14 protein-coding genes are annotated in these 15,333 nt (G+C 68.2%); 6 read left to right on the top strand and 8 right to left on the bottom strand.

Annotated features, from left to right (window positions below):
- The 7 genes from K5880_RS05545 to K5880_RS05515 form a co-directional block, all read right to left on the bottom strand.
- On the bottom strand, positions 1-3,600 hold the full coding sequence (locus K5880_RS05545) for a hydantoinase B/oxoprolinase family protein (protein ID WP_297649645.1): 3,600 nt from the start codon (positions 3,598-3,600) through the stop codon (positions 1-3).
- Positions 3,601-3,612: 12 nt separating this feature from the next.
- Positions 3,613-4,575 (bottom strand): TRAP transporter substrate-binding protein, encoded by a 963-nt coding sequence (locus tag K5880_RS05540; protein WP_297649643.1) that lies wholly within the window; start codon positions 4,573-4,575, stop codon positions 3,613-3,615.
- Positions 4,576-4,588: 13 nt separating this feature from the next.
- Positions 4,589-5,887 (bottom strand): TRAP transporter large permease subunit, encoded by a 1,299-nt coding sequence (locus K5880_RS05535; RefSeq protein ID WP_297649641.1) that lies wholly within the window; start codon positions 5,885-5,887, stop codon positions 4,589-4,591.
- 28 nt (positions 5,888-5,915) lie between these two features.
- Positions 5,916-6,425 carry a TRAP transporter small permease gene (locus K5880_RS05530; protein ID WP_297649639.1) on the bottom strand — a complete coding sequence of 170 codons (510 nt, stop codon included), beginning with the start codon at positions 6,423-6,425 and terminating at the stop codon, positions 5,916-5,918.
- Positions 6,426-6,505: 80 nt separating this feature from the next.
- The gene (locus K5880_RS05525) at positions 6,506-7,471 is read right to left on the bottom strand and encodes a TRAP transporter substrate-binding protein (RefSeq protein WP_297649637.1); all 966 of its coding nucleotides are present in this window, start codon (positions 7,469-7,471) and stop codon (positions 6,506-6,508) included.
- A gap of 27 nt (positions 7,472-7,498) precedes the next feature.
- Positions 7,499-8,275: a putative hydro-lyase gene (locus K5880_RS05520; RefSeq protein WP_297649796.1), complete on the bottom strand. Its 777-nt coding sequence runs from the start codon at positions 8,273-8,275 to the stop codon at positions 7,499-7,501.
- Positions 8,276-8,414: 139 nt separating this feature from the next.
- The gene (locus tag K5880_RS05515; RefSeq protein ID WP_297649635.1) at positions 8,415-9,374 is read right to left on the bottom strand and encodes a LysR family transcriptional regulator; all 960 of its coding nucleotides are present in this window, start codon (positions 9,372-9,374) and stop codon (positions 8,415-8,417) included.
- A gap of 94 nt (positions 9,375-9,468) precedes the next feature.
- On the opposite strand from K5880_RS05515, the gene K5880_RS05510 reads away from it, so the two are divergent.
- The 6 genes from K5880_RS05510 (at position 9,469) to K5880_RS05485 (ending at position 14,372) form a co-directional block, all read left to right on the top strand.
- Entirely contained in the window at positions 9,469-10,434 is a 966-nt protein-coding gene (locus K5880_RS05510) for a TRAP transporter substrate-binding protein (protein WP_297649633.1), read from the top strand.
- Positions 10,435-10,565: 131 nt separating this feature from the next.
- Entirely contained in the window at positions 10,566-11,069 is a 504-nt protein-coding gene (locus K5880_RS05505; RefSeq protein WP_297649631.1) for a TRAP transporter small permease, read from the top strand.
- Positions 11,062-12,357: a TRAP transporter large permease subunit gene (locus tag K5880_RS05500; RefSeq protein WP_297649629.1), complete on the top strand. Its 1,296-nt coding sequence runs from the start codon at positions 11,062-11,064 to the stop codon at positions 12,355-12,357. The genes K5880_RS05505 and K5880_RS05500 overlap by 8 nt, the downstream gene beginning before the upstream one ends.
- Positions 12,358-12,445: 88 nt before the next feature.
- Positions 12,446-13,441, top strand: a complete 996-nt coding sequence (locus tag K5880_RS05495) for a recombination-associated protein RdgC (protein ID WP_297649627.1) — start codon at positions 12,446-12,448, stop codon at positions 13,439-13,441.
- A 25-nt stretch (positions 13,442-13,466) separates the two neighbouring features.
- Positions 13,467-13,850 carry a fluoride efflux transporter CrcB gene (gene crcB, locus K5880_RS05490; RefSeq protein ID WP_297649626.1) on the top strand — a complete coding sequence of 128 codons (384 nt, stop codon included), beginning with the start codon at positions 13,467-13,469 and terminating at the stop codon, positions 13,848-13,850.
- 15 nt (positions 13,851-13,865) lie between these two features.
- A complete protein-coding gene (locus tag K5880_RS05485; RefSeq protein WP_297649625.1) occupies positions 13,866-14,372 on the top strand; it encodes a GFA family protein in 507 nt (168 codons plus the stop codon).
- Here the strand turns inward: K5880_RS05485 and K5880_RS05480 are convergent.
- Complete coding sequence (locus tag K5880_RS05480; RefSeq protein WP_297649624.1) at positions 14,367-15,326, bottom strand: YafY family protein; 960 nt, start codon at positions 15,324-15,326, stop codon at positions 14,367-14,369. The two genes, K5880_RS05485 and K5880_RS05480, sit on opposite strands and share 6 nt — an antisense overlap.
- Between the last annotated feature and the right edge of the window lie 7 nt (positions 15,327-15,333).

The raw sequence follows: 15,333 nt of genomic DNA, 5'->3' as shown, positions 1-15,333 counted from the left end.
CTACGCCCTGCCGTAGCCCCCGCCACCCGGCGTGTGGATCTCGAAGATGTCGCCCGGTTTCATCTCGGCCTGGCCGATGTGACCGAGGTCCTCGTGCGAGCCGTCGCCGCGCACCACGCGGTTGACGCCCACCTGGCCGTGCTCGCCCCCCGCCATGCCGAACGCGCCATGCACGCGACCGTTCGAGAGGATGCTGGCCGTCATGTCTTCAAGGAACCGCACGCGGCGCACGCCGCCATGGCCGCCGTGCCAGCGCCCGGCGCCGCCCGATCCCGCGCGGATTTCGTAGCTCTCCAGCCGCACCGGAAAACGGAACTCCAGCACCTCCGGGTCGGTCAGGCGCGAGTTGGTCATGTGGGTCTGGACCACGCTGGTCCCATCAAAACCGTCACCGGCGCCACTGCCGCCTGAAATCGTCTCGTAGTACTGGTGCCGCGCGTTGCCGAAGGTGAAGTTGTTCATCGTGCACTGGCTCGCCGCCATCACGCCCAGCGCGCCGTACAGCGCGTTGGTGATGCAGCTCGACGTCTCCACGTTGCCCGCCACCACCGAAGCCGGCGGATTGGGGTTGAGCATGGAGCCCGGCGGGATGATCACCTTGAGTGGCTTGAGGCAGCCCGCGTTGAGCGGGATGTCGTCGTCCACCAGCGTGCGGAACACGTAGAGCACGGCCGCCATGCACACGGCGGTGGGTGCGTTGAAGTTGTTGAGTTGTTGTGCCGAGGTACCCGTGAAATCGATCTCGGCGCCGCGTTGTGCAGCGTCCACCCGCACAGCCACCCGAATCTGCGCGCCATTGTCCAGCGGCAGCGTGAAATGCCCGTCCTTCAGGCGCGTGATCACGCGGCGCACCGACTCCTCCGCGTTGTCCTGCACGTGGCGCATGTAGGCCTGCACCACCTCCAGGCCGAACTGCTCGACCATCTTGCGCAGCTCCTGCACGCCCTTTTCGTTGGCGGCGATCTGTGCCTTGAGGTCGGCCATGTTCTGCTGCGGGTTGCGCGACGGAAACTCGCCACTCTGCAACAGCGCGACCATCTCGGCCTCGCGCAGCACACCCCGGTCCACCAGCTTCACGTTGTTGATCTGCACGCCCTCTTCCTCGATGCGCGTGGAGAACGGCGGCATGGAGCCCGGCGTGGTGCCGCCGATGTCGGCATGGTGGCCGCGCGAGCCCACATAGAACGTGGGGTCGGCCGCGTTCCCGATATACACCGGCGTGATCACGGTCACGTCGGGCAAATGGGTGCCGCCGTGGTACGGGTCGTTGAGCACGTACACGTCACCCGGCTGCATGCGCCCGGCGTTCTCGCGGATCACGGTCTTGATGCTCTCGCCCATCGATCCCAGGTGCACCGGCATGTGCGGGGCGTTGGCGATCAGATGGCCTTCGGCGTCGAACAGCGCGCAGGAGAAGTCGAGCCGCTCCTTGATGTTGACCGAATAGGCCGTGTTCTGCAGCTGCAGGCCCATCTGCTCGGCGATGTTCATGAACAGGTTGTTGAACACCTCCAGCAGCACCGGGTCCACCGTCGTGCCCACCGCGTAGGTCGCGGTGCGCGGCACGCGGCGGTCCAGCACGAGATGGTCGAGCGCGGTGAGCACCGCCTCCCAGCCAGGCTCCACCACGGTGGTGGCGTTCTTCTCGGCAATGATGGCGGGACCGGGAATCACGTCGCCCGGGCGCAGGTCCTCGCGCACCACCAGCGCGGCATCGAGCCATTGCCCGCCCGAATACATGCGCACCGTCTCGCGCCGCGGCACCTCGCGCGGCTCGTGCGTCTCGTGGCGGGGTTCGTGCGGCGCATCGCCCGCGACCACGGCCTCGACCGACACCGCCTCCACCACAAGGCGTTTGCCCTGCATCAGGAAGGCGAAGCGCTGGCGGTAGGCAGCTTCGAAACCTGCCTCGATCGCCGCGAGGTCGCCAAACGGCACGACCAGGGCCGAATCGCTGCCGTCGTAGCGCACGTGCACACGGTGGTGCACCACGGCCTCACCGGCGTTCACCTGCTGGCGCTGCAGTTCCTGGCGCGCCGCATCGCCCAGCGCATCCAGCGTCTGCGCGATCAGGGGCAGCGAGTTCATGGCCAGCGGCAGCTCGACCGCCTGCTCGCGGATCACGTTCTGGTCGGCCAGGCCCATGCCGTAGGCGCTGAGCACGCCCGCGAGTGGATGCACGAACACGCGCGTCATGCCCAGCGCATCGGCGACCAGACACGCGTGCTGGCCACCCGCGCCGCCGAAGCACTGCAGGGTGTAGCGCGTCACGTCGTAGCCGCGCGCCACCGAAATCTTCTTGATCGCGTTGGCCATCTGCTGCACCGCGATGTTGATGAAGCCTTCCGCGACATCTTCAGCCGGGCGCCCGGTCTGCCGGGCCAGCTCATCGAACTTCGCCTGCACGGCTTCCAGGCTCAGCGCCTCGTCCGCCCTGGGACCGAACACCCGGGGGAAATGGCGCGGCTGGATCTTGCCGGTCATCACGTTCGCATCGGTCACGGCCAGGGGGCCGCCGCGGCGGTAGCTCGCGGGCCCGGGGTTGGCGCCGGCGCTCTCGGGGCCGACGCGAAAGCGCGAGCCGTCAAAGGCGAGGATGGAGCCGCCACCGGCCGCCACGGTGTGGATGCTCATCATGGGAGCGCGCATGCGCACGCCGGCCACCTGGGTCTCGAACTCGCGCTCGAACTCGCCCGCGTAGTGCGACACGTCGGTGGAGGTGCCCCCCATGTCGAAGCCGATCACCTTGTGCTGCCCCGCCAGGCCGGCGGTGCGCGCCATGCCCACGATGCCGCCCGCGGGGCCGGACAGGATGGCGTCCTTGCCCTGGAAGGCGCGCGCGTCGGTGAGCCCTCCCGAGGACTGCATGAAGAACAGCTTCACGCCCGGCATCTCGGCCGCCACCTGCTCCACATAGCGCCGCAGGATGGGCGAGAGGTAGGCGTCGACCACCGTGGTGTCGCCCCGGCTCACGAACTTCATCATCGGGCTCGTCTCGTGCGACGTGCTCACCTGCGTGAACCCGACTTCGCGCGCGATGCGGCTTGCCGCCTGCTCGTGCGCGGTGAAACGGTAGCCGTGCATGAACACGACAGCCACGCTGCGCAGGCCCCGCCCGTGCGCGGCCTGCAGGTCGGCACGCAGGGCCGCTTCGTCCAGCGGCAGCAGCACGTCGCCGTGCGCACCCACGCGCTCCTGCGCTTCCACCACCTCGCGGTAGAGCAGTTCGGGCAGCACGATGCGGCGGTCGAACAGGCGCGGCCGGTTCTGGTACGCGATGCGCAGTGCGTCGCGAAAACCCCGCGTGGTCACCAGCAGGGTTGGCTCCCCCTTGCGCTCCAGCAGGGCGTTGGTGGCCACGGTCGTGCCCATCTTCACGCACTCGACCAGCGCGGGCGTGACAGGTTCACCCGCCTTGAGGCCCAGCAGGTGCCGGATGCCGGCCACCGCCGCGTCGCGGTACTGCTCCGGGTTCTCGGAGAGCAGCTTGTGGGTGGTGATCGAGCCGTCGGGCCTGCGGGCCACGATGTCGGTGAAGGTGCCGCCGCGGTCGATCCAGAATTGCCAGCGGCGGCCCAGGGGAGAGGTGTTGTCTTGCATGGTGACGGGACTTTAGCGTTGAAAGTAATAGGGCACAAAAATCACGTTGGCCTCGTTGCCGACCGATTGCACCCATTCGCGCGAGAACTTCTCGCCCAGGCGCCTGAGCTCGGCCTCGAACGCCGCGGGCGCGCGCTCCACCCGCATGCCCTGGCGCTGCAGCTCACGGGTGGAGTCGCTGGCCACGGCCTCGCTCAGGGCCCAGCCGCGTGCCTCGGCGCGGGTGGCGGCCTGCACCACGGCCTCGCGCACAGGGGTGGGCAGGGCGTCGAAGGCCCGCGCGTTCACGAACACAATGTTCTTCGGGAACCAGGCGTTGATGCCGTAGTAGAAGCCGATCTGGCCCCATACACGGTTCTCCACCCCGGTCACGGCCGAGGTGATCATGTTGTCCATCTCGCGCCGGGCCAGGGCCCGGTTGACCTCGACCATGGGCACGTCCACCGGCGTGGCGCCCAGCATCTGCGCGATGCGCCGGGTGGACTGGTTGTAGGTGCGCATGCGCGTGCCCTTGAAATCGGCCGCGGAACGCACCGGTGAACCGGTGAACAGGCCTTGCGGCGGCCAGGGCACCGCGTACAGGGGCCGCAGGCCACGCACGGCAAAGTGCTTTTCGATCAGGGGCCGCTGCAGCTGCCAGAGCCGGCGCGCATCGGCGTAGCTGTGGACCACGAAGGGAATCGCGTCGGCGCCTGCGATGGGCACCTCGTCGACCATGCTGGTCATGATGGACTCGCCCGCCTCGACCTGGCCTTCCTGCACTGCCTGGCGGATGTCGGCGAGCTTGAACAGCGTGTTGTCGGGGCGCACATCGATGCGCAGTGCGCCGGCCGTGGCCTGCTCCACCTCGGCCGCGAACTGCGCGATGTTCTGCGTGTGGAAGGACTCGGCGCGGTAGCCGGTGGCGAGTTGCCAGCGCGTCTGGGCGTGCGCCACCGAGGCCGCGGCCAGCGCGACCAGAAGAAACCATTTCATGGCGTCCTCCTGTTCAGCCCTGCATGCGGCCAGGCAGCCACAGCACGATCTCGGGCACGAAGTAGGTCAGCAGCACGGCCGCCATCATGAGCAGGAACAGCGGCAGCGCGGTGCGCGCGATCCAGGTCACCTCGCGGCGGGTGAGCCCCTGGATGACGAACAGGTTGAAGCCCACCGGCGGCGTGATCTGCGCCATCTCCACCACCAGCACGATGAAGACACCGAACCAGATCAGGTCGAAACCCGCGGCCTGCACCGTGGGCAGCAGCACCGCGATGGTCAGCACCACCATGGAGATGCCGTCGAGGAAGCAACCCAGCGCGATGAAGAACACGACCAGCAGCAGCATCAGGCTGAACGGCGAGAGGTTCAGTTCGCCGATGAACTCGGCCAGGTGTCGCGGCAGGCCGATGAAGCCCATGGCCAGCGTGAGGAATGCCGCGCCGGCCAGGATCAGGCCGATCATGCAGTACACGCGGCAGGCAGCGACCAGGCCGTCCTTGAAGCGCGCCCAGTTCAGGGAACCCTCGAACATCGCCAGCAGCAGCGCACCACCGACGCCGAGCGCGGCGGCCTCGGTGGGCGTGGCCACACCGCTGTAGATGCCGCCCAGCACCAGCGCGATCAGCGACACCACCGGAATCAGGTGGCGCGAGGCATGGATCTTCTGACCCAGGCTCATGGCCGCACCGGCTGCAGGCACCTTGTCCTTGTTCAGCAGCGCCCACACCGCGATGTAGCCCATGAACAGCAGGCCCAGCAGCAGCCCTGGCACCACCCCGGCCAGGAACAGCCTGGCGATCGAGACGTTGGCCGCCACGCCGTAGACGATCATGATGATCGACGGCGGAATGAGCAGGCCCAGCGTGCCGGCGCCGGCCAGCGTGCCCACGGCGATGTCGTCGGGGTAGCCGCGCTTTTTCAGCTCGGGCAGCGTGATCTTGCCGATGGTCGCGCAGGTCGCGGCCGAGGAGCCCGAGATCGCCGCGAAGATCGTGCAGCCGACCACGTTGGTGTGCAGCAGCCGCCCGGGCAGGCGCTCCAGCCATGGGGCCAGGCCCTTGAACATGTCGTCCGAGAGCTTGCTGCGGAACAGGATCTCGCCCATCCACAGGAACAGCGGCAACGCGGTCAGGGTCCAGCTCGATGTCGAACCCCAGATGGTGAGCATCATGCTATCGCCCACCGGGCGCGAGGTGAACAGCTCCATGCCGATCAGGGCCACCGCGAGCAGCGACAGGCCGATCCACAGGCCGCCGCCCAGCAGGGCCAGCAGCAGCAGCATCAGGCCGGCGGCAATCAGGACATCCATGGCAGTTCCTCGGGTTCGGGTGGTGGGTTCACTCGGTGCGCGCGGCCTGCGCGCCGACCACGATGAAATGCCCGCCCTGGCAGCGCAGCAGCAGCGCATGGGCGAACGACAGCGCGAAACCCGCGCAACCCAGTGCCATGCCGATCTGCGGGATCCACAGCGGCGTGACGTCCGCGCCCGGCGAGATGTCGTGCGTGACCCAGGACACCCAGACCAGCCGCACCGCGTACCAGGCCATGGCCAGCGCAATGCCCAGCCCGATGACCAGGGCGGCCGATTCCAGCGCAGCGCGCACCCGTCCGGGCACGCGGTCGAGCAGCAGCGTCACCCGGATGTGCTCCCCGTGGCGCAGGGTCGAGGGCAAGGCCAGGAACAGCGCACAGGCGATGGCGTAGCCGGCGTAGGCGTCCAGACCGGGAATGTCCCACTGCGCCTGGCGCGCCACCACCCCGAGCAGCACCGTGCCGAAGGCCGCGACCATGGACAGGCACGACAGGAACATCAGCCCCTGGTACACACGCAAGACGAGTTGAGCCACCGCACGCTCCTGGTTCGGTTCAAGGGAACACAGCGAAGAAACACCGCGAGCAGCAACCACCGCCCGCGGCGGGCGGGCGCTTACCGGCTGCGGTAGGCGTCGATCACGGCCTGCCCCTCAGGGCCGGCGGTCTTGAGCCAGTCGGCGGTCATGGTTTCGCCGATGGAAGCCAGTTCCTTCTTCACGCTCTCCGAGGGCGCGGCGATGGTCATGCCCCTGGCGCCGAGTTCCTTGATGAACTCGCCGTCCAGGCGCTCGCTGGTGATCCAGCCACGCTGCTCGGCCGAGGCCGCGGCCTTGAGCACCGCGTCCTGCGTGGGCCTGTCCAGCGCATCGAAGGCCTTCTGGTTCACCACGGTGGCGTTGCGCGGCAGCCAGGCGCTGACCGGGTAGAAGTACTTCACCTGCTCGTGCAGCTTGCTCTCGACACCGCTGGCGCTGGAGGTGAGGAAGGTCTGCACGCCACCGGTGGCCAGGGCCTGCGGCAGCTCGGCGAGCTGGATGGTGACCGGCTGGGCCTTGAGCATCTGGGCGATGCGCGTGGTGGCCGGGTTGTAGGCGCGCATCTTGGTGCCGGCCAGGTCGGCCGGCGAGTTCACGGGCTTGACCGAATACAGCGACTGGCCCGGCCACGGCACGGTGAACAGCAGCTTCATGCCCTGCGAGGCCAGCAGCTTGTCCTGCACCGGCTTGCCCGCTTCGTAGAGGCGCCGGGCGGCGGGGTAGCTGGTGGCCAGGAAGGGAATCGAGTCCAGGCCGAACAGCGGGTTCTCGTTGGCCGAACCCGAGAGGATGAACTCGGCCGCCGGCACCTGGCCGGTCTGTACCGCGCGCTTGATCTCGTTGGCCTTGTACAGCGAACCGCCCGCATGCACGGTGATCTTGAGCTTGCCGCCGGTGAGCTGCTCCACCTCGTTGGCGAACTGCTGCACGTTCTGGGTCTGGAAGCTGTTGGCCGAGTAGCCGGTGGGCAGGTCCCACTTGGTCTGCGCCGCGGCGGCACCGGCGAGCGTGAGCGCGCAGAGGCTGAACATCATCTTTTTCATCGGAAGGCTCCTGGTTCGGACACCGGCTCAGAAACTGGCCAGCTGGTTGTTGAGAAGGTCGGTGATCAGCATCGCGCCGGGGGCGTGGGTGATGCAGAACGCGGGGCGGGCCTGCTGGATCGCGGCCTGTGGCGTGACACCACAGGCCCAGAACACCGGCAGTTCATCGGGCATGACGTCGACGGCGTCGCCGTAGTCCGGCTTCGACAGGTCGGCAATGCCGATCAGGGAAGGGTCACCGATGTGCACCGGTGCCCCATGAACGGTGGGAAAGCGCGAGGTGACCTGCACGGCGCGGATCACGTCGGCCGCCTTCATCGGCCGCATCGTCACCACCAGCGGGCCCTGGAACGGGCCGGCCGCCTCGGTGGCGATGCGGGTGCGGAACATCGCTACATTGCGACCCTGCTCGACGTGGCGCAGCGGCAGGCCGGCTTCCATCAGCGCCTGCTCGAACGAAAACGAGCAGCCGATGACGAAGCTCACCAGATCGTCGCGCCAGAGCGCCGCGATGTCGGTGGGCTCGTCCACCAGGTCCCCGTCGTGCCACACGCGGTAGCGCGGCACGTCGGTGCAGATGTCGATGTCGGCACCCAGGGTGGGCAGCCGCCGTTCGCCCGGCTCCGACACGGCCAGCAGCGGACAGGGCTTGGGGTTGCGCTGGCAGTAGCGCAGGAAATCACCGGCCAGTGCCTGCGGCAGGATGACGACGTTGCCCTGCACATGCTCGTCGGCCAGGCCGCTGGTGTGCGAGGTCCACAGGCCCTGGCGGATCAGGGCGCGCACATGGGATGCGCGCTGCATGCCGTCCTGGCCGAACACCTCCACCGCCGATTGCAAAGCTGATCGCACTGCGACTCCTCTTGTTTCCACATGTCACCGTGATGACGTTGGGCGGATTGTGGAGTGCGGTCGTCAGCAGTTCAAATTCAAAATTTTTCGCTTACGTCATCGACTTTTTCGATGCTCTGGAACGGGGCGTCGCGCGCCCGGATGGTGCACGCGCGACGCGCGCCCGTGTGCCCGGCAGTGCCTCGACGAAGGCCAGCGCCGACTTCAGCACCGTCTCCACCGCGTCGGTGGTCGGGTCGGTGCGGTAGCTGGCGTGGATGGGCAGCGGCTGCAGCGCGTGGTCGCAGGCCAGCGGACGCAGGTCGGGGGAGTTGTGCATGCGGCGCACAGCATTGAGCGGCAAGGTGGCCACGCCGAATCCGCCCTGCACCAGTTGCACCATGGCCGAGATCGACGAAATCGTATGCACGCGCCCGGGCTCCACTTCCTCCTGACGGAACAGGTCGAGCAGGGCCACGTGCGGATGCGATCCGCGCTGGAAAGTCAGCAGCTCCAGCGCGGCCAGGTCGTCCAGGGCGTAGCGGCGCTTGCGGTGGCGCTGCGCATGACCGATGAAGACCATCTCCATCGGCGGCAGGTTGTGGCTGCGCACGCCATCGGCCGCTGCGGGCAGTGCGGCGAACACGATGTCCTGCGTGCCGCGCTGCACCTGCTCGACCAGGATGGGCGTGGTCTCCACCGTGAGCTCCAGCGCCAGCGCCGGGTGGTCGGTTCGCAGCTTCTCGATCCAGGGAATCAGCCAGGAGTGCAGCACCGACTCGATGGCGCCAATGCGCAGCGAAACCGCCAGCGCCGCGCCCGAACCCATCTCGGCCTTGGCCTCGCGCTGCAACGCCAGCATGCGTTGCGCGTAGGTGAAGAAGCGCGCGCCCGCCACGGTCAGACGGAACTGCTTGTCGCGCCGGTCCAGCAGCAGCACACCCAGTTCCTCTTCCAGCGCCGCGATACGGCTGGACATGGCCGACTGCGTGAGGAACAGTTTGTCGGCCGCGCGCGTGACGCTCTTGAGCGAGGCGACCCAGTAGAACGCCTCGACGAAGCGCAGGTTCATGCGCCAGGCCCCGGGGAAAACACCCTGACGCCTGGCCCGCTATTTGCATTTATGCTGTCGTTCCTCTTCATTCCACCATTGTCCCGGAGAAACCATGAAGCACCAATTTGCCATGATGGCCGCCGCGCTGGCGCTGAGCACCGGCGCTCACGCGCAGACCAAGTGGGACCTGCCCGCCGCCTACCCGGCCACCAACTTCCACTCGGTCAACCTGGCCACCTTCGCGACCGATGTCGACAAGGCCACCGGCGGCAAGCTGCAGATCACGGTGCATCCCGGTGCCTCGCTGTTCAAGGCCCCCGAGATCAAGCGCGCCGTGCAGGGCGGCCAGGCACAGGCCGGCGAGATCCTGCTGGCGGCCTACCAGAACGAATGGCAGATGTTCGGTGCCGACGGCCTGCCCTTCCTGGCCACCAGCTACGCCGACTCGAAGAAGCTGTACCTGGCGCAAAAGCCCATCCTGGAGAAGAAGCTGGACGAACAGGGCATGAAGCTGCTCTACGCCGTGCCATGGCCGCCGCAGGGCATCTACAGCAAGAAGCCGCTGGCCAGCGCCGCCGACCTCAAGGGCGCGAAGTGGCGCGCCTACAGCCCGGCCACCTCGCGCATCGCCGAATTGGTGGGCGCGCAGCCGGTCACGGTGCAGGCCGCCGAGCTCTCGCAGGCGCTGGCCACCGGCGTGGTCGAAGCCAACATGACCTCGGGCGCCACCGGTGTGGACAGCAAGCTCTACGAACACCTGAAGTTCTACTACGACGTGCAGGCCTGGCTGCCCAAGAACGCCGTCATCGTGAACAAGCGCGCTTTCGACGCGCTGGACAAACCCACGCAGGACGCCCTGCTCAAGGCCGGCGCTGCCGCCGAGGCGCGGGGCTGGGCCGCCTCCGAGAAGGTCAATACCGACACCCTGGCCACGCTCAAGGCCAACGGCATGGCGGTGGAGCCACCCTCGGCCGCCCTCAAGGCCGACATGCAGAAGGTCGGCGAGACCATGGTCAAGGAATGGCTGGGCAAGGCCGGCCCCGAAGGCCAGGCCATGCTCGACGCGTACCGGAAGTAGCCACCCCCGCCGCGCTCCGCGCGACCCCCTCAAGGGGGCGGCACCTGCGGCCTGGCAGAGCCAGTTCCGCGGTGCCCGCTGGGTTGGACCCGGGCACGCGCAACGGGTCATTCCATTGAAGTCACATCCCCATGCGCAAATCGCTCGATGCCCTCTACCTCGGCGCGGCCTGGCTGGCCGCGTTGTTCATGATCGGTGTGCTGATCATGGTGCTGCTGTCCATCTTCGGGCGTTTGCTGCAGTTCTATGTGCCCGGCACCGACGCCTACGCCGGCTATGCCATGGCCGGCGCCGGCTTCCTGGCGCTGGCCCACACGCTCAAGAGCGGCGAGCACATCCGTGTGACGCTGATCATCGGCAAGCTCACGGGCGGCGCGCGGCGCGGCCTCGAACTCTGGTCGCTCTCGGTGGCGGTGCTGCTCGCCGGCCTGCTGGCGGTCTACGCCTGGCGCCTGGCCTGGCAGTCGCACACCTACCACGACATTTCCACCGCGGCCGACGCCACGCCACTGTGGATCCCGCAGATCCTCATGGGCGTGGGCACCACGGTGCTGCTGATCGCCTTCATCGACGAATGGGTGCTCGAATACCTGCGCAAGCGCGCCCACGGCCCGGCGGAGACGCGCCATGAATGAGGTCGTGGTCATCACCCTGCTGATCGTCTCGCTCTTCGCCCTGCTCGGCAGCGGCGTGTGGATCGGCCTCACGCTGGCCGGCGTGGCCTGGATCGGCATGGAGCTGTTTTCCTCGCGGCCCGCAGGCGACGCCATGGCCATCACCATCTGGGGTGCAGCCAGCAGCTGGACGCTGACCGCGCTGCCGCTGTTCGTGTGGATGGGCGAGATCCTGTTCCGCACCAAACTCTCGGAGAGCATGTTCCGCGGCCTCGCGCCCTGGGTCAATGCCCTGCCGGGGCGGCTGCTGCACACCAACATCCTGGGCAGCACCATCTTCGCCGCGGTCTCGGGTTCGTCGGCTGCCACCTGCGCCACCATCGGCAAGATGAGCATTCCCGAGCTCAGCCAGCGTGGCTACCCGGCCGAGAAGATCGTGGGCTCGCTCGGCGGCGCCAGCACGCTGGGCCTGCTGATCCCGCCCTCCATCGTCATGATCGTCTACGGTGTCGCCGCCGAAGTGTCGATTGCCCGGCTGTTCGTCGCGGGCATGCTGCCCGGCCTGCTGCTCGCGGCCCTGTTCAGCGGCCATCTGATGGTCTGGGCGCTGCTCAACCCGGACAAGGTGCCGCGCAGCGACACGCGCATGACCTTGCTGCAGAAGCTCGACGAGTCGCGCCACCTGATTCCGGTGCTGCTGCTCATCGGTGGCGTGATCGGCACCATCTACACCGGCATCGCCACGGCCACCGAGGCCGCGGCCGTGGGCGTGGTGGGCGCGCTCATCCTCTCGGCCGCCCAGGGCTCGCTGAACTGGCGCACCTTCCGCGACTCGCTGCTCGGCGCCACGCGCCTGTACTGCATGATCGCGCTCATCCTCGCGGGCGCGGCGTTTCTCACCCTGGCCATGGGCTACATCGGGCTGCCACGCCACCTGGCCGAGTTCGTCACCGGCCTGAACCTGTCACCCGCGGTGCTGCTGATCGCTCTGGCGCTGTTCTACATCCTGCTCGGCTGTTTTCTCGACGGCATCTCCATGATCGTGCTGACCATGGGCGTGATCCTGCCCACCGTCACCGCCGCCGGCATCGACCTGATCTGGTTCGGCATCTACCTGGTGATCGTGGTGGAAATGGCGCAGATCACGCCGCCCGTGGGCTTCAACCTGTTCGTGCTGCAGGGCATGACGCAACGCGAGATCACCTGGATCGCGCGCGTCTGCGCGCCCTACTTCTTCCTGATGGTGCTGGCTTTGCTGCTGCTGTGGTGGTTCCCGCAGATCGCGTTGTGGCTGCCCTCCCGGATGTAGAGCACCTGGCCTCTGGCGCGCCGAGCGACAAACTAAGATACAGGCCCTGCCCCACCTGGCGCAGGGTTTGTTTTTTTGAAGGTATCCCGTGTTCAAGAATGTGACGATCTACCGCATCGCGCCCGGCTGGGCCGCGACGCTGGAAGAGATGGAGGCCGCGCTGGACGCGGCCCGGTTCCAACCCTGCGGCGCCACGCAGGACAAATCGGTCGGCTGGGTCGAACCGCGCGGCGAGGCCCATGGCCCGCTGGTGGAATCGGTCGCCGGCCAGCGCATCCTCAAACTGCAGATCGAAACCAAGGGCGTGCCGGGCTCGGTGGTGCGCAAGAAGGCCCAGGAAGAAGCCGACCACATCGAGGCCACCACCGGCCGCAAGCCCGGCAAGAAGGAAACAAAAGCCCTGCGCGAAGACGCGCTGCTGGCCCTGCTGCCGCAGGCCTTCGCGCGCCAGATGAACGTCTGGGTCTGGATCGACCTGGACAACGGCTGGCTTGTCACCGACGCGAGCAGCCAGGGCAAGCTCGACGAGGTGGTGACGGCGCTGGTGCGCGCCTTCGACGGCCTGGCCATCACCCTGCTGCAGACGGCCGTGACGCCGCAGACCGCCATGACCCAGTGGCTCTCGGCCACCACGCCGGACGAATGGCCCGGCGGCTTCGCGGTCGAGCGCGAATGCGAGCTCAAGTCCGGTGACGAGGAAAAGTCGGTGGTGAAGTTCACGCGCCACAACCTCGCCACCGACGAGGTGCGCAAGCACATCACCGAGGGCAAGCTGCCCACGCGCCTGGCCCTGAGCTGGGAAGGGCGCATCGGCTTCGTGCTCACCGAATCGCTGCAGCTCAAGAAGATCAGTTTCCTCGAAGGCGTGTTCGACGGCCGCCCCGACGAGGGCGAGAACGGCTTCGACGCCGACGTGGCCCTGTCCACCGGCGAGCTGCAGAAGCTGCTGCCCGAGCTGGTCGAGGCACTGGGCGGCGAGATGGCCTTCGGCGCCGCGGCACCCGACACCGCAGCGCCCGCAGCCATGCCCATGGCAGAACCTGCGCTGGCCGAAGGCGGCGACGACGACGGCCCGCCGTTCTGACGCGGCCTGACGGCAAGGGCAGCGCATGCACAGCGTCATCGCGATCAGCCTGGGTGCCGTGCTCGGCGCGCTGGCCCGCTGGCGCCTGAGCCTGTGGTTCAACCACGGCAGCGCCCTGCTGCCCTGGGGCACGCTGGCGGCGAACTGGATCGGCGCCTACGCGATCGGCGTGGCCGTGGTGTTCTTCCAGAGCCAGACGCAGATCGACCCGGCATGGCGCCTGGCCATCGTCACCGGTCTGCTGGGCGCGCTCACCACCTTCTCCAGCTTCTCGCTGGAGATCGTTTCCATGCTGCAGCACGGCCGCTGGCTGCTGGCCAGCGGCACGGCCAGCCTGCACCTGTTCGGCTCGCTGCTGCTGACGTGGCTGGGCATGCGCACGGCAGCGATCTGGTTCACGCCCACCTGACCCGAGGAGGTTCCCATGCAACTGGAAGGTTCCTGCCACTGCGGCAGCGTCAGGTTCTCGGTCGAATCGACGGAGCCCGTGCCCTTCATGCGCTGCTACTGCTCGATCTGCCGCAAGACGGCGGGCGGCGGTGGCTACGCCATCAACCTGGGCGCCGACCACCGCACGCTGAAAGTGAAAGGCAAGCGCCATTTGCGGATCTACCAGGCGATGATCGACGAAGGCGACCAGGTGCGGCACAGCAGCGGCCAGCGGCACTTCTGCGGCAAGTGCGGCAGCGCGCTCTGGCTGTGGGACCCGCGCTGGCCCGAGCTGGTGCACCCCCATGCCAGCGCGATCGACACACCCCTGCCCAACCCGCCCGGCAACGTGCACATCATGCTGGGCTCGAAAGCGCCCTGGGTCCACGTGGAAGGCCGCAAGGGCGACGAACAGTTTGACGCCTATCCGGATTTTTCCCTCGCACAGTGGCACCGGGAGCACGGCGCGAAAGTCCGGAAACCCGCCAGCAAGGCGTCATGACCCCGCCGCGGGGTACCTCGCCAGAACCGCTGCGGCCTGTTGCGCCATGCGCTCACGCAACGCGGGGGGCGCCAGCACCTCGATCTCGTCGCCAAAGCCCAGAAGCTGCCGCGCGCCCTGCTCGATCGACTCCACACGGATCGTCACCTCGTCGCCTTCGAGGTCGGTGAAGGGGATGCGCGCATTCGCCAGCCATTTCAGACAGCGTGGCGAGACCCGGGCGCGCACCTGCACCGCGCGCAGCTCCGATTCGAAGCGCGCGGCCGATGCCTGCCAGGTGCGCGCGAGATCGAACGACCGTGGGCGCCGGAATGCCGCGCCCGCCTTCAGTTCGAGCAGGCTGGCCAGCCGGTAGGTACGAACGCGGTCGGCCTGGCCTGAAGCGGCATCGGCCGGGCGTGCAACGAGGTACCACGCACCCGCCTTGAGCACCAGCCCCAGCGGCTCCAGCACACGCCGCGCCTGCCCGCGCCAGCTTTCGTAGTGCACCTCGATGCGGCGCGCGCGCCAGACCGCGTCAGCCACCTCGCGCAGGAACCTCGGCGCGTCCTGCGCGCGGTACCAGTCCACCGGGTCGATGTGCAGGCGCTCGCCCACGCGGTCGGCCTGCTCGCGCCAGCCACTGGGCAGGCTGGCGACCATCTTCAGGCGCGCCGAGGCGGCGGCCGCGCCCAGGCCGAGTTCGGTGGCCGGCCCCGGCAAGCCGGCGAGCAGCAGCGCGCTGGCCTCGGGCTCGGTCATGCCGGTGAGCTGCGTGCTCCAGCCTTCGTGCAGCTGAAAGCCCCCCTGCCGGCCACGCGCGCCCCACAGCGGCACGCCGGCGGCCGAGAGCTGGTCAATGTCGCGCAGCACGGTGCGCACCGACACCTCCATGGCCTGCGCCAGTGCCGGCGCCGTCATCCGCCCGCGCGCCTGCAGCAGCATCAGGATCGAGAGCAGGCGGCTGGCTTTCATGCCGCCG

Origin of the sequence: Hydrogenophaga sp. (assembly GCF_025699295.1) — a bacterium.
Lineage (GTDB): Bacteria > Pseudomonadota > Gammaproteobacteria > Burkholderiales > Burkholderiaceae_C > Hydrogenophaga.
This window is presented reverse-complemented; position numbering and strand designations above follow the sequence as displayed.

Bases quoted from the DNA above. Each gene is read 5' to 3' on its own strand.
- K5880_RS05545 (WP_297649645.1), bottom strand. From the start codon at position 3,600: ATGCAAGACAACACCTCTCCCCTGGGCCGCCGCTGGCAATTCTGGATC.
- K5880_RS05540 (WP_297649643.1), bottom strand. From the start codon at position 4,575: ATGAAATGGTTTCTTCTGGTCGCGCTGGCCGCGGCCTCGGTGGCGCAC.
- K5880_RS05535 (WP_297649641.1), bottom strand. From the start codon at position 5,887: ATGGATGTCCTGATTGCCGCCGGCCTGATGCTGCTGCTGCTGGCCCTG.
- K5880_RS05525 (WP_297649637.1), bottom strand. From the start codon at position 7,471: ATGAAAAAGATGATGTTCAGCCTCTGCGCGCTCACGCTCGCCGGTGCC.
- K5880_RS05520 (WP_297649796.1), bottom strand. From the start codon at position 8,275: ATGCAGCGCGCATCCCATGTGCGCGCCCTGATCCGCCAGGGCCTGTGG.
- K5880_RS05515 (WP_297649635.1), bottom strand. From the start codon at position 9,374: ATGAACCTGCGCTTCGTCGAGGCGTTCTACTGGGTCGCCTCGCTCAAG.
- K5880_RS05510 (WP_297649633.1), top strand. From the start codon at position 9,469: ATGAAGCACCAATTTGCCATGATGGCCGCCGCGCTGGCGCTGAGCACC.
- K5880_RS05505 (WP_297649631.1), top strand. From the start codon at position 10,566: ATGCGCAAATCGCTCGATGCCCTCTACCTCGGCGCGGCCTGGCTGGCC.
- K5880_RS05500 (WP_297649629.1), top strand. From the start codon at position 11,062: ATGAATGAGGTCGTGGTCATCACCCTGCTGATCGTCTCGCTCTTCGCC.
- crcB (WP_297649626.1), top strand. From the start codon at position 13,467: ATGCACAGCGTCATCGCGATCAGCCTGGGTGCCGTGCTCGGCGCGCTG.
- K5880_RS05485 (WP_297649625.1), top strand. From the start codon at position 13,866: ATGCAACTGGAAGGTTCCTGCCACTGCGGCAGCGTCAGGTTCTCGGTC.
- K5880_RS05480 (WP_297649624.1), bottom strand. From the start codon at position 15,326: ATGAAAGCCAGCCGCCTGCTCTCGATCCTGATGCTGCTGCAGGCGCGC.